The 12693-nt window shown below is 72.8% G+C and carries 12 protein-coding genes; 4 read left to right on the top strand and 8 right to left on the bottom strand.

What is annotated here, in order from left to right:
* Positions 1-55: 55 nt before the first annotated feature.
* Both ACFWEJ_RS20330 and ACFWEJ_RS20325 read right to left on the bottom strand, forming a co-directional pair.
* Positions 56-595 carry a GNAT family N-acetyltransferase gene (locus tag ACFWEJ_RS20330; RefSeq protein ID WP_377231009.1) on the bottom strand — a complete coding sequence of 180 codons (540 nt, stop codon included), beginning with the start codon at positions 593-595 and terminating at the stop codon, positions 56-58.
* 102 nt (positions 596-697) lie between these two features.
* The gene (locus ACFWEJ_RS20325; protein WP_377231008.1) at positions 698-1561 is read right to left on the bottom strand and encodes a YggS family pyridoxal phosphate-dependent enzyme; all 864 of its coding nucleotides are present in this window, start codon (positions 1559-1561) and stop codon (positions 698-700) included.
* A 163-nt stretch (positions 1562-1724) separates the two neighbouring features.
* Here ACFWEJ_RS20325 and ACFWEJ_RS20320 point away from each other — a divergent pair, with 163 nt between their 5' ends.
* Positions 1725-2138 (top strand): YccF domain-containing protein, encoded by a 414-nt coding sequence (locus tag ACFWEJ_RS20320; protein WP_377231007.1) that lies wholly within the window; start codon positions 1725-1727, stop codon positions 2136-2138.
* A 44-nt stretch (positions 2139-2182) separates the two neighbouring features.
* On the opposite strand, the gene ybaK is transcribed toward ACFWEJ_RS20320, so the two are convergent.
* On the bottom strand, positions 2183-2689 hold the full coding sequence (gene ybaK / locus ACFWEJ_RS20315) for a Cys-tRNA(Pro) deacylase (RefSeq protein WP_377231006.1): 507 nt from the start codon (positions 2687-2689) through the stop codon (positions 2183-2185).
* 128 nt (positions 2690-2817) lie between these two features.
* On the opposite strand from ybaK, the gene ACFWEJ_RS20310 reads away from it, so the two are divergent.
* Positions 2818-3570, top strand: a complete 753-nt coding sequence (locus tag ACFWEJ_RS20310; protein ID WP_377231005.1) for a TSUP family transporter — start codon at positions 2818-2820, stop codon at positions 3568-3570.
* Positions 3571-3646: 76 nt separating this feature from the next.
* On the opposite strand, the gene ACFWEJ_RS20305 is transcribed toward ACFWEJ_RS20310, so the two are convergent.
* On the bottom strand, positions 3647-4987 hold the full coding sequence (locus ACFWEJ_RS20305) for a hypothetical protein (RefSeq protein WP_377231004.1): 1341 nt from the start codon (positions 4985-4987) through the stop codon (positions 3647-3649).
* 184 nt (positions 4988-5171) lie between these two features.
* Positions 5172-7988, bottom strand: coding sequence for a DEAD/DEAH box helicase (locus ACFWEJ_RS20300; RefSeq protein WP_377231003.1), 2817 nt, complete (start codon positions 7986-7988; stop codon positions 5172-5174).
* A 528-nt stretch (positions 7989-8516) separates the two neighbouring features.
* On the opposite strand from ACFWEJ_RS20300, the gene ACFWEJ_RS20295 reads away from it, so the two are divergent.
* Positions 8517-9926: a DUF222 domain-containing protein gene (locus tag ACFWEJ_RS20295; protein ID WP_377231002.1), complete on the top strand. Its 1410-nt coding sequence runs from the start codon at positions 8517-8519 to the stop codon at positions 9924-9926.
* A gap of 77 nt (positions 9927-10003) precedes the next feature.
* Here ACFWEJ_RS20295 and ACFWEJ_RS20290 read toward each other — a convergent pair whose 3' ends face one another.
* Entirely contained in the window at positions 10004-11092 is a 1089-nt protein-coding gene (locus tag ACFWEJ_RS20290) for a DMT family transporter (protein WP_377231001.1), read from the bottom strand.
* 39 nt (positions 11093-11131) lie between these two features.
* On the opposite strand from ACFWEJ_RS20290, the gene ACFWEJ_RS20285 reads away from it, so the two are divergent.
* Positions 11132-11692, top strand: coding sequence for a CGNR zinc finger domain-containing protein (locus tag ACFWEJ_RS20285; RefSeq protein WP_377231000.1), 561 nt, complete (start codon positions 11132-11134; stop codon positions 11690-11692).
* Here ACFWEJ_RS20285 and ACFWEJ_RS20280 read toward each other — a convergent pair.
* Together ACFWEJ_RS20280 and ACFWEJ_RS20275 are read right to left on the bottom strand one after the other, a co-directional pair.
* Entirely contained in the window at positions 11662-12339 is a 678-nt protein-coding gene (locus ACFWEJ_RS20280; RefSeq protein WP_377230999.1) for an AAA family ATPase, read from the bottom strand. The genes ACFWEJ_RS20285 and ACFWEJ_RS20280 overlap by 31 nt on opposite strands.
* Positions 12336-12693, bottom strand: a 358-nt coding sequence (locus ACFWEJ_RS20275; RefSeq protein WP_377230998.1) for a phosphotransferase, incomplete at its 5' end; no start/stop codon positions are given. The genes ACFWEJ_RS20275 and ACFWEJ_RS20280, both read right to left, overlap by 4 nt.

The following is a 12693-nucleotide window of genomic DNA, read 5'->3' as shown; positions in this document are numbered from 1 at the left end:
GCACGGGCCTGTGCCGATCCCGAAGCCGACTGCCGACCTCGCCGCTTCTGGTGGGTCAGGCCGCGACGGCCTGGCGCGGACCCGCGGAGCGGACGTCGGCCGCGAGCTTGGCGACCAGCACGTCGCCGCCCTTGGTGAGCTGCTGCCCGCGCTCGGAGAACCCGAGGCGGCCGTGGAAGCGCATCGACCCGGGGTTCGGCGGGTTCAGGTTGACCTCGCAGGTGACGACGTCGTGGCCGGCGGTCCGGGCGGCGTCGAACACGGCGTCGTAGAAGAGCTGGCCGATCCCGCGGCCGCGGGCGCCCTCGCCCACCACGATGCGGTCGACGTACAGGTGGTCCAGGCCGCGCTCCTCGAACCAGGCGTAGTTCTCGCCCGCCCAGTCCTCGCCGCCCTCGAGCGCCACGACGAAGCCGAGCGGCTCCGCGGGCGCCTGCGGGTCGACGGCGACCAGGGCGAGCGACGACGCGTCGAGCAGCTCGGTCATGTCGTCGGCCGGGGTGTCCGGGACGGCGGGGATCGAGGCGTTGTTCAGACTCACCAGGTGAGAGATGTCGGCGTCGGTGGCGGGCCGCAGCACGGTGACGGTGGACATGGCTCTATCACTCCAAGGAGTCGGCGGGGTCGGGGGGAACCCGAAAACGTTAGCCGCCGGGATGGTCGCGCGTCTGTGACCTGGGTCAAAGAGTGGTAGCGGTCACGGCGCCGGGCGCGGGCCGAAGACCGCGGTACCGACCCGCACGATCGTCGCGCCCTCCACGATCGCGAGCTCCAGGTCGCCGGTCATGCCCATCGACAGCTCCGTCGCGGAACCCGTCCCCGGCGCCCCCGACGCGAGCACCTCGTCGCGGATCGCGCGCAGCCGGGCGAACCCCGCGCGGACGGTCTGCTCCGACGCCCCCTCCAGGCGCGCGCCGATGGTCATGAACCCGGTCAGGCGCAGGCCCGGCAGGGCGGCGACGGCGGTCGCGAGCACTCCGGCGTCGTCCGGCCCGACGCCGGACTTGCTGTCCTCACCGGTCACGTTGACCTGCACCATCACGTCCAGGGCGGTGTCGCCGGTGCGGCCGTCGCGCACGCAGCGGTCCGAGATCGCGCGCGCCAGGTCGAGCGAGTCGAGCGTCTCCAGGCCCGTGGCGGTGGCCAGCACCTGGTTGATCTTGTTGCGCTGCAGGTGACCGATCATGTGCACCTGGAGCGTGCCGTCCGCCAGCCGGCCGGCCACGGCGGGCGCCTTCGCGACGAGCTCCTGCACCCGGTTCTCGCCGATCAGGTCGACGCCCGCGGCCAGCGCCTCCAGCACGGCGTCCGCCGTCTGCGTCTTGGTCGCGACCAGCAGCCGCACCTCGTCCGGGCGGCGCCCGGCGGCGTCCGCGGCTGCGGCGATCCGGCCCCGGACGGTCGCGAGCCGGTCGGCGACCGTGCCGGGGGCGGGCTCGCGCGGCGTCGCCGGGGGCTGGGTTGCCGGGTTCTCGGCTGCCGAGGGCTTGGCTGCCGGGGTCTCGGCTGCCGAGGGCTGTGCTGCCGGGGGCTGGGTGGCGGGCTGGGGCTGGTCGGGCACGGGCCGAGTCTATTTCGGGGTGCCGGGGCAGGCGGACGTCGGCAGACTGGACGGGAGCCTGCGTGCGGGCCCGGCGGAGTCCCGGATCGTGCCGGGACGCTCAGGGTCGGATCAGGGAGGTGCCTGGTTCCGTGACCTGCTGCTCTACGGAAGGATGGGTCCCATGAGAACGCTGCTGAACATCATCTGGGTCATCTTCGCGGGGTTCGGGCTGTGGCTCGGGTACATGCTCGCGGGGATCATCTGCTGCCTGCTCATCGTCACCATCCCGTTCGGCGTCGCGTCCTTCCGCATCGCGGGATACGCCCTGTGGCCGTTCGGGCGCGAGGTCATCGAGAGCCCCCGCTCCGGCATCTTCTCCCTGATCGGCAACGTCATCTGGGTGATCGTCGCCGGCTGGTGGCTCGCGCTGGGGCACATCATCACCGCGATCCCGCTGGTGATCTCGATCATCGGCATCCCGATGGCCTGGGCCAACCTCAAGCTCATCCCGGTCTCGCTCATGCCGCTCGGCAAGCAGATCGTGCCGAGCGACGCGCTGCTGCCGACGTACCGCAAGCAGGCCGCGGCGGCCTGAGCACCACGCGGTGCTTTGTCGGCGACTGAGCCTGCGGCTCCGGCTCAGTCGCGGGCGATCGGGGCCGTCGTCCCGTTCGTGAGCGTCAGCAGGTCGGCCGGCGCGAGGCCGACGTCGAGCCCGCGCCGGCCGCCGGACACGTAGACGACGTCGAACGCCTCGGCTGACTCGTCCAGCACCGTGGTGTGCCGGGTCTTCTGCCCCAGCGGCGAGATGCCGCCCACCACGTACCCGGTGGCCCGCTCGGCCGCCGCGGGCTCGGCCATCGCGGCCTTCTTGCCCCCGGCCGCGCGGGCCAGCGCCTTGAGGTCCAGCTTGCGGTCCACGGGCACGATGCCCACCACGAGCTTCCCGTCGACGTCGGCCAGCAGGGTCTTGAACACCTGCGGCGCGTCGACGCCGATCGCCTCCGCGGCCTCCATGCCGTAGCTGAGCTCGCTCGACGGGTCGTGCTCGTAGGGGTGCAGCGTGTGCGGCACGCCGGACTTCTCGAGGGTCACGACGGCGGGCGTCCCGTGGCTGGCGCGGGCGGACTTCGAGTTCTTGGCCACGACGCGATTGTGCCGTGCGGGCCGCTCGCCGGCGCAACGGTTTTGCGGTACGGACGCCGTCGTCGGCCCCTGCAGCGAACTCATTCCCGCGGAGTCCGGTCGGAAACTACGTGGCTAGCGTAGGGGGCGTGCTCGCCCTCCTCGTCCTCGCCATCCTCGTCGGGGGCTCCCTGCAACGCGTGGCGGGAATGGGCTTCGGGCTCGTCGCCGGGCCGTTCATCGTGCTGCTCATCGGGCCGATCGAGGGCGTCCTGTTCGTCAACCTCGTGGGCGCGGTCATGGCGCTGCTCGTGCTCGGGCGCACCATCCGCCGCGTGAACTGGCGCCGCTATGGCTGGCTGGTGAGCGCCTCGGTCGCGATGAGCGTGCCCGCGGCCCTGGTCATCCGGGACGCGAGCGCGTCCGCCCTGGAGATCGGCGTGGGCGCCGTCGTCGTGGTCGCCATGACGCTCGCGCTGGTGACCTCCCGCCTGCGCGGCGCCGAGCGGCCCTTCGCGCCGGAGGCTCGGCTTCCGCTCCTGGTGACGGGCGCGGCGGCGGGGTTCGGCAGCGTCGCCGCCGGGATCGGCGGCCCGCCCATCGCCGTCTACTCCGTGCTCGACCGCTGGGACCCGCGCGACTTCGCGGCCACCGCCCAGCCGATCTTCCTCACCAACGCGATCGCCGCGATGACGGCGAAGCTCCTCTTCGCCGACGCCACGTTCCCCGCCTTCGCGGTCTGGGAGTGGGTGACGATCGGCGTCGCGCTCCTGGCCTCCGTCGGGCTGGGGGAGCTGCTCGTGGGGCGGATCTCGGCGAGCGCCACGCGCAAGGTGCTCGTGACGCTCGCCTACGTCGGCGGTTTCGCGACCCTCGGCCGCGGAGTCCTGGACCTGTTCTGACCCCGCCATGCCCCGGACGGGTCAGACGTGCAGGTCACCCGGGTGACCTGTACGTCTGACACGTCGTGGGGCCGGGTCAGTGGAGCGACATGAGCGGCTCGCCCGTCGGGCTCAGCCTCGCCGTGCCGAGGTTGCCGACGGTGCAGCTTCCGCTGCGCGGGTTGCCGGCGTTCCAGACCTGGCGCAGGCAGTTGCGCATCGCGAGCTGCCCCCAGTAGCTGGGGTGCAGCGACTCCTGGACGTAGTAGGGCGAGTCGCCGATCGTGCTGACCGTCCGGATCTGGTTGACCCACTCGGTCCGGTCGACCGCGCCGGGTGACTGCCAGCTCGGCAGGCCCACCTCCTCGTAGAGCCCGACGCCGGTCTCGCACAGCCGCTTGCCGTCGAACGCGTGCGTCATGTCGAGAGTGCGGACGTTCGGCAGCCCGACGTCGGAGGCGGCGCCCAGCAGCGCGCCGTTGATGGTGGGCAGGGCCGTGGAGTTGGCCCAGTCGGCGTCCCGGTTCCACAGGCCGCAGCCGCCCGTGGACTGGCGGGTGTAGCCGGACTCCGAGTAGCGGATCCCGGAGCCGTTCGGCACGGGCGACGGGTAGGTCTGGACCACCAGGGTCCACTGGCCGGTGCTGTACCCGGCGTTGCTCATCGCGGTCGCGACGTTGCGGAGCGCGCCCGCCACCCGGGCCCGGATCGTGGCGATGTTCGAGGCGGTGAAGTTGGCCGTGACCGAGCTGTCGTCGTGGCAGTAGTTCTTCCACCAGGTCGGCGAGGTGAGGAAGTTGACCACGCAGCTCTGGACGACGCTCGCGAACTGGAAGTCGTTCCCGCCGATCGAGACGACGACCATGCGGACGTTCCGGGTGGCGGCCGCCTCCTGGAGCATGCGGGCCTGGCCCTTACCGGCGGAGCCCTCGTAGAAGTCGATGCCCGGCTTGAAGTTCGTGCCGGTCGAGGTGGCGGTCGTGGCCCCGCTGCAGGCGAGGTTGAGGCCGTTCACGCCGCCGCCGATGTGGGCCTCGGCGGAGGAGGCGCGGTGGCACCGTGCGATGGTCTCGCCCGTGCCGCCGGCGTTGTCGTAGTAGGCGGTCGGCCCGAGGGCGTCGGCACGGTCGGAGTCGCTGTTGGAGGCGCCCGCCCAGCGGCCGGCCTCGCCGGAGATGTAGGAGTCCCCGAGGGTCACGACCCACGGGGTGCCGACGCCGGGGCCGTCGGCGGGCAGGGGAGCGGCGGGCAGGGAAGCCGCGGGCAGTGCAGCGGCCGACTGGGGAGCGGCGGTCGCGGGCGCCGCCGCCGCGACGGCCGTGGCGGCGGCGAGGCAGGTCGAGACGAGCAGGGCGAGCGTCCGCCGGGCACGCGGGTGTCGGTGTCGGTGGCTGGAGCGGTAGCTGGAGCGGTCGGGAGAGGGCAGGTGCGTCGTCATTGGCACTCCTGTGTCCAGGCAGTGCCGGTGCGGCACTGCTGACCGGATCTTCAATAGCGGAGTTTATGCCACGGTCGCATTGGGGTAAATAGTTGGCAAATCACCGGGAAATCTTCCCGCGACAGCGCGCCGCCCGCCGCCCGGGGTTTCCGGGCGACGGGCGGGGTGGCGTTCGGACGGCGGCCTAGACCTGCCCGACGGCGACCACCGTCAGCACGACCTCGCCGGCCTCGTCGCTCGCCGCCAGGTCGATCAGCGCCGTGATCGCCCAGTCGCGGTTGCGGTCGGCGTCGTCGAGCACCTGCCGCACCCACCAGGTGCCGGGCTCGACGCGGCCGGTCTCGCCGTCCGCCCCGCCGGTGCCGGTGCTGCTGCTGATGCCGCTGGTCGGCAGCTCCGCACCCGGCTCCAGGATGGTCAGGAGCGCGGCCGAGCGGGCCTCCGGGCCGATGCCGACGGCGTCGTCGCCCTGCTCCTCGAACAGCGGGTCCAGGGCGTCGCCCCACGCGTCGGCGTCCCAGCCCTGGTCCAGCGCGGCCAGCGCGGAGTACGCCTCGCGCGCGACGAGCTCGACGCGGCGGAACATCGCGTTGCGGACCAGCCGCCGGAACGCGCGCGGGTTGCCGGTGACGGGGCGCACGGGCGCCTCGGCCCCGGCGTCGGCCAGCTCGCCGTCCGTCACGAGGTCGGCATCGTCGTCCACAGGGTTGGCCAAGCGCTCCCACTCGTCGAGCAACGAGGAGTCCACGCCGCGCACCAGCTCGCCGAGCCACTCGATGATCTCCTGCACCTCCTCGGTGCGGTGCTCGTCGGGGACCACCTGGCGCACGGCCCGGAAGGCGTCGGCGAGGTAGCGCAGCACCACGCCCTCGGTGCGCTCCAGCCCGTACACGCTGACGATCTCGGCGAACGTCATGGCCTTCTCGACCATGTCGCGCACCACGGACTTGGGCGACAGCTCGGCGTCCGCGACCCACGGGTTGGTGCGGCGGTAGGTCTGGAACGCGGGCTCCAGGAGGTCGGCCAGCGGCTTGGGCCACGTGACCTCCTCCAGCAGCTCCATGCGCTCCTCGTACTCCAGCCCCTCGGCCTTCATGGCCGCGACGGCCTCGCCGCGCGCCCGGTTCTGCTGGCCCATGAGCACCTGGCGGGGGTCGTCGAGGGTGGCCTCGATGACGGAGACGACGTCGAGGGCGTGCGTCGGGCTCTCGACGTCGAGGAGGTCCATGGCCGCCAGCGCGAACGGGGACAGCGGCTGGTTCAGCGCGAAGTCGCGGGGGAGGTCCACCATGAGGCGGGCGGACGGCCGAAGGCCGCCGTCGCCGTCGGGCACCCGGACCTTCTCCACGACGCCCGCGAGCCGCAGCGACCGGTAGATGCGGAACGCCTGCCGCACGTGCTCGGCCTGCTGGGTCTCGGAGTCGTGGTTGGCGGTCAGGAGGTGGCGCATGGCGTCCACCGGGTCGGTCGCTCCGGTCTGACCGTGTCCGGTGTGGCCGTGGCCGGCGCCGTGGCTGGAGCCGCGCGCCAGCACGTTGAGCACCATCGCGTGGTTCACGCGGAACTGGGAGACCAGGGGCTCGGGATCGGCGTCGCGCAGGCGCTCGAAGGTGGCGTCGGTCCAGTTCACGCTGCCCGACGGCGCCTTCTTGCGCACGATCTTCTTGAGCTTCTTCGGGTCGTCGCCGGCCTTGGCCAGGATCTTCCGGTTCTCGATGACGTGCTCGGGCGCCATGACGAGCACCTCGCCCACGGTGTCGTACCCGGCGCGGCCCGCACGGCCCGCGATCTGGTGGAACTCGCGCGCGCTGAGGTGGCGCATGCGCTCGCCGTCGAACTTGACGAGGCTGGTCAGGAGCACGGTGCGGATCGGCACGTTGATGCCGACGCCGAGGGTGTCGGTGCCGCAGACGACCTTGAGCAGGCCCTTCTGCGTCAGGCGCTCCACGAGGCGGCGGTACTTGGGCAGCATGCCCGCGTGGTGCACGCCCACGCCGTGCCGCAGGAACTTGCTGAGGATCTTGCCGAACCCGGTGCCGAACCGGAAGGCGCCCATCTCCTCGATGATCGCCTCCTTCTCCGACTTGCTGGAGACGTTCATCGACAGCAGGGACTGCGCCCGGTCGACGGCGTCCTTCTGCGTGAAGTGCACGACGTACACCGGGGCGCGGTGCGTGGTCACCAGCTCCTGGATCACCTCGGTGAGCGGCTCCACCACGTAGGAGAAGGTGAGCGGCACGGGGCGCTCGGCGCCCGCGACCTCGGCGACGGGCCGGCCGGTGCGCTCCTCCAGGTCCTCGCGCAGGCGGGTGGTGTCGCCGAGCGTGGCGCTCATCAGGATGAACTGGGTGTTCGTGAGCTCCAGCAGCGGCACCTGCCAGGCCCAGCCGCGCTGCGGGTCGCCGTAGTAGTGGAACTCGTCCATGACGACCTGCGCGATGGCGTCGTCGTCCGCGGCGGTGTTGGTCTCGTCCGCGGCGTCGCCCCGGCGCAGCGCGAGGTTCGCGAGGATCTCGGCGGTGCAGCAGATGATCGGGGCGTCCGGGTTGACGGCGGAGTCGCCCGTCATCATGCCGACGTTCTTCGAGCCGAAAGCGGCGACCAGGTCGAAGAACTTCTCGCTGACCAGCGCCTTGAGCGGAGCCGTGTAGTACGTGCGGCCGCCGCGCCCGGAGCGGTGGGCCGCCAGGGCGGCGAACTGCGCGCCCATCGCGACCATCGACTTGCCGGAGCCCGTGGGCGTCGCGAGGACCACGTGGGACCCCGTCATGACCTCCAGGAGGGCCTCCTCCTGGTGCGGGTAGAGCGCCCGCCCGCCCGCCGCGGCCCACTCGCCGAAGCTCTCGAACAGGACGTCCGGGTCGGGGTCCTTGCCCGTCGGCGCGGGCAGGTACGGGATCAGGGTCCCCGCGGGCTTCGGGGCGCCCTGCGACGAGGCGGGCCGGTCGGTGGCGGAGGGGGCGGTCGAGGTTGTCGACGTCGTCGAGGAGGGCGCGGTCATGGTGCTGCCCATTCTTGCAGGCCGTTCTTGCGTGCGGGTGAAGTGAGGGGGCGGCGTTCGCCGGTGGGTCGCTGGTGGGTCGCTGTGCGGTCCGGCGGTGCTCGGTGCGGCTCGGTGCGGCTCGGCGAGAGACCCTCTCGCCGTCGTTTCACCGAGGGAGTGCGACCACAAGGGGCCTCTTTGGAGGGTTGTGCACAGATCTGATTTCTGCCCGTCGCTGCGGACGATTGTTCTATACGGTGATCTCGTTCGGCTGATCTTGGCGTCCTTGGTGGCGTGCTTTGGTGAGGGGAGGTGACGGCCATGGTGAGCGGGATGTTGCACAGAGCGGGCGGCGGGGCGGGTTCCTCGCGCGACGTGGCGGACGTCGTCGCCGACCTGGAACGGGTCGTGGACGAGCTGGTGGACGTGGGAGGTCCGGAGGCGTTGGACACGCAGGAGCTGGCTGGTGCTGGTGCTGTCGCGGACCGGCTCACCGTTCTGTCGCCGGTGCTGCGCAGGACGGTGCACCGCCTCGACGTCCTACGGGTGTCCTGGCTGCCCAGGATCGAGACGCACGGCCTGTGGGCCACGGACGGCTCGCGCACGTTTCCCGCCTGGCTGTCCCGGCGGGAGGGGGTGCGGTTCGGTACTGCCAGCCGGGACGTGAAGGCCGGACGCCGCCTCGCCGCCCACCTGCCGGCGACCCTCGCCGGGGCGCTGGCCGGCCGGGTGGGGCCCGAGCAGCTGCGCGCGATGATCGACAAGGCGCCGACGTCGGAGGTGCGCGCGGAGGCGCTCGCCGAGGAGGTCCTGGTGGACCCGGGCGTGACCGAGCTCGAGGTGGTCGGGAGTGCTGAGCCTGGTGACGGCGGCGAGGCAGATGGCTCGAAGCCGAAGGCCGTGCTGATGACGCGGGAGGAGCTGCTTCTGAGCCATGTCGACCTCAACACGCCGGAGGGATTCCGGCGCATCGTCGACAGGTTCGCCGACCAGGCCGACCCGGATGCCGACGAACGGGGATACCGGATCGCCAAGGAGCGCGAGCACCTCGAGCTGGCCAAGACGCTGGGCGGCTTCCATCTCCGGGGGTTCCTCACCGACGAGCACGGTCACGCGCTGAGCGCGGCGCTCGGATCGGTGATGGGCAAGCCGACCCCGGGAGACGATCGAACGGCGACCCAGCGCCGCGCGCAGGCGCTCGCGGACCTGGCGCGCACCGCGCTCGACAACGGCCGGACCGGTGCGGGTGCCGCGGTCCGCCCGCACATCAGTGTGCTGGTGTCGCTCGACGAGATGGAACGACTGGTCGACCGGGCGGGCGGCGCAACCTCGGGAGTGGGCGCCGGCGTGCGGGCTGGTGCTGGCGCTCGTGCTGGTGCTGGCGCTCGTGCTCGTGCGGGCGCCGCGGACGAGCTCGCTGTCGTACGGGCGGGCGCTGCGTTCGGCTCGGTGCCTCCGACACTGGTCGGGGACGGGCGCGACAGCGTCGTGCCCAGGAGTCTGTTCCGTCGCCTGGCCTGCGACAGCGCCATCACGCGAGTGGTGTTCGGCTCGGACGGCGCGGTGCTTGACGTCGGGCGGGCGCACCGAACGGTTACCGGTCAGATGCGCAGAGCGGTGATTGCCCGGGACAGGCACTGTGTCTTCCCGTCGTGCGACCAGCCGCCGTCACGTTGCGAGGTCCACCACGCCGTCCGGCACTGGGCCGACGGTGGCGACACCTCCGTGGCCAACGGCGCGCTGCTCTGCTACCACCATCACGACCTGGTTGACACGACCGGCGTCACGATGCGCTGGCGCGACGGCATCGGAGGGTGGGCGTTCACGGACAGTCACGGCAGGGCGATTGCCGACCCTGCTGCGCCGGATGATCCGGCTTCTCCGGCCGAGCTGTTCGATCGGGCCAGGCCTGCGGTCCGGTCCGACGGCGGCGAGCCACCGGACGGGGCGGCGTGACCGCCGGACTGGGCGTGACCGCCGGGCCGGGCGGCGTCACCGCCGGACTGGGCCGGGCCGGCTGGGCCGGGCTGGAGCTACAGGGGAGTCGTCTGCGCGATCCCGGTCGGCTTGTCGTCCGCGGACCTGCTGTCCACCCGCTTCTCGCCGGCCTGCACCGCTACCACCCCGGCGAGGATCAGCGCGCCGCCGACGAGCTGGATCGGCTGTGGCAGCTCGCCGAGCAGCAGCCAGGCGAAGCCGATGGCGGAGACCACCTCGAAGAGTCCTACGAAGGAGGACAGTCGCGGGCCGAGGAGCCGGCCCGCCGCGATGCCCGCGACGTAGGCGAACGCTGCCGTGATCACGCCGAGGCCGACCAGCGGCAGCCACCACGGCACCGCCGTGCCCGCATACACCGGCGAGGCGGTGCTGTACTCCAGCGGCATGAGCCCTGTCGCGCCGAGCAGGCCCAGCGCCACGGTCGCGGTCGTCAGGCCGCCGGCCGCCAGGGCGAGCGGCGGCAAGCCGGTGTCGACGTTCGCGTTGATGACGAAGTACGTCGAGACGCCGAGCATCGCGACCAGGGCCCACGCGATGCCGACGGGGTCGACGGCTGTGGCGCCCGGGGCGCCCGAGACCAGGTTCAGCACGAGCACGAGGCCCACGGCGGCGAGCAGTGTGCCGCCGACCGTCGCCCGCGTCGGGCGCTGACCGTGCCGGAGCCAGAACCAGAGCACCACGGCGGCCGGCGCCGTGTACTCGATGAGCAGGGCCGGCCCGACCGGCATGTGCTGCACGGCCGAGAAGTAGGCGAACTGGCAGCCCGCGACCGACACCGCCCCGTAGACCGCGATGAGCCCGAGGTTGCGGCGCACCGGCGCCCAGTCGCCACGCAGCGACACGATGCCGAGCGGCAGCACCACCAGTGTGGCGATCGCCACGCGGACCAGGACCATCGCGCCGGGGCTCCAGCCCGTGTCCAGGAGTCCGCTGGCGAACACCCCGGACAGGCTGAACGCGACGGCCGAGGCCCCGGCGAACACCAGGCCCAGGGCGAGCCGGCGCGATGGCCCGGTTCGGACGGCACGGGGCCCGCGGGACCTGCGGAGTCCGCGCGCGGCCGGTGCGTCGAGGCTTGGCCCGCCGGGGACCGGCCCGTTGATGTCAGGTGTCACAGCGCCCATGGGTCCTGACGCTACGGGTGGAGCGAGTAATGTGTCAACGTGGTTTTCACTCATGACACCGAGGAGTCGCTCCAGGCCGCCGTCGTGCTCGTGAACGCGGGCGAGCCACCCGTCACGATTGAGACCGTGGCCGACCTCGACGCGTTCTTCGCCGGACAGGGCTACACGGGGCGGCACGACAGCACGCAGGCCGAGCTGGAGGAGGTGCTCGCGCTGCAGCCGCGGCTGCGCGAGCTGCTCACCGCCGACCGCGACGCGGCCGTAGCGCTGGTGAACGACATGCTGGCCACCGCCGGGGCGGTGCCGCAGCTCGTGCGGCACCCGCCCACCGACTGGCACATCCACGCCGTGCCGAGCGATGCGCCGCTCGCCACGCGCATCCTGGTCGAGACGGCGATGGCGATGATCGACGTGATCCGGGACGACGAGCTCTCCCGCCTCGCGGTGTGCGCCGACGACGACTGCGCGGGGATCGTCCTGGACCTGTCCCGCAACCGGTCGCGGCGCTACTGCTCCACGACGTGCAGCAACCGCAACGCCCAGGCCGCCCACCGGGCCCGGCGCGCGGATCAGGCGTCGGCGGCGTCGCCGACGGCGTAGCGCGACCGGCCCGAGGCCATGGCCGCGACGATCGCGTCGGCAACCCCGCCGACGTCGTCCGGCAGGTCGGTCAGCACGGCTCCGGGCGGGGCGCTTGCGCTGTCGGTGACGGCACCGTCCGTGACTGCGCTACCGGAGCGCGGCGTCGTCGCCCGGACGAAGTCGTCGTGCATGTGCCGGGCGGCGTCGAGGTCCGTGAACCCGTGGCCCGTGCGCGTCTCGACCCGCTTCAGGCAGACCTCCACGGGCGGCAGCAGCACCACGTAGTCGAGCACCGCGACGCCGGCGAACCGCGCGAACGTGGGCAGGAACCACGGGCCGATCACGCCGTCGTAGACCACGGCCATGCCGCCGGCGGCGAAACCGCCCGCGGCGGCCGCCGCCGCGCGGGTCGTGGTGTCGTTCTGGGCGTGCGACTCCGGGAGCCAGGGCGGGATCATCCCGCGCCGCAGGAAGCGGAAGAACGCGTCACCCTCCACGAGCACGCTCGGTTCCCAGCGGTCGGCCAGGGCCTCGGACACCGTGGATTTGCCGGAGCCGGGCGGCCCGGTCACGACGAGCAGGCCGGGGGTGACGGCGCCCGCCCCGGCGTCTGCCCCGGCATCTGCGCCGGTGCCGCTGCCGCTCCCGCGACCGGTCCCGCTCATCCGAGGTCCCACAGGAGGCGGTAGTACGCGATCCGGTCCGGGTCCTCGTCGATCCCGTACCCCTCGTAGACCAGGTGGTCGTACCCGGGGCCGTAGTTCCAGCCCAGGCTGTAGGTCGCGACGGCGAGGTCGGCCCAGCGGTCGGCGACGCCGAGCCCGCCGAGGTCCACGTGCCCGGCCCACGTGCCGTCGTCGGCGAGCAGGGTGTTGGGTGCGCAGGCGTCACCGTGGCAGACGACGACCCGGTCGTGGGGGGGGGGGGGCCCGGCGGGGGCCCCCGCCGCGGGCGGCCCCCCCCCCCCCCCGGGGGCCCCCGCCGCCCCCCGCCCCGCCGCCCCCCCCCCCCCCCCCCAC

It is taken from the genome of Promicromonospora sp. NPDC060204 (genome assembly GCF_042728455.1).
Lineage (GTDB): Bacteria > Actinomycetota > Actinomycetes > Actinomycetales > Cellulomonadaceae > Promicromonospora.
The sequence above is the reverse complement of the archived record's forward strand: the minus strand, read 5'-3'. Positions and strand labels throughout refer to the sequence as shown.

What these genes read in the sequence shown, in the direction of transcription:
- ACFWEJ_RS20330 (WP_377231009.1), bottom strand. Translation starts at nt 595, where the DNA reads ATGTCCACCGTCACCGTGCTGCGGCCCGCCACCGACGCCGACATCTCT.
- ACFWEJ_RS20320 (WP_377231007.1), top strand. Translation starts at nt 1,725, where the DNA reads ATGAGAACGCTGCTGAACATCATCTGGGTCATCTTCGCGGGGTTCGGG.
- ACFWEJ_RS20305 (WP_377231004.1), bottom strand. Translation starts at nt 4,987, where the DNA reads ATGACGACGCACCTGCCCTCTCCCGACCGCTCCAGCTACCGCTCCAGC.
- ACFWEJ_RS20300 (WP_377231003.1), bottom strand. Translation starts at nt 7,988, where the DNA reads ATGACCGCGCCCTCCTCGACGACGTCGACAACCTCGACCGCCCCCTCC.
- ACFWEJ_RS20290 (WP_377231001.1), bottom strand. Translation starts at nt 11,092, where the DNA reads ATGGGCGCTGTGACACCTGACATCAACGGGCCGGTCCCCGGCGGGCCA.
- ACFWEJ_RS20280 (WP_377230999.1), bottom strand. Translation starts at nt 12,339, where the DNA reads ATGAGCGGGACCGGTCGCGGGAGCGGCAGCGGCACCGGCGCAGATGCC.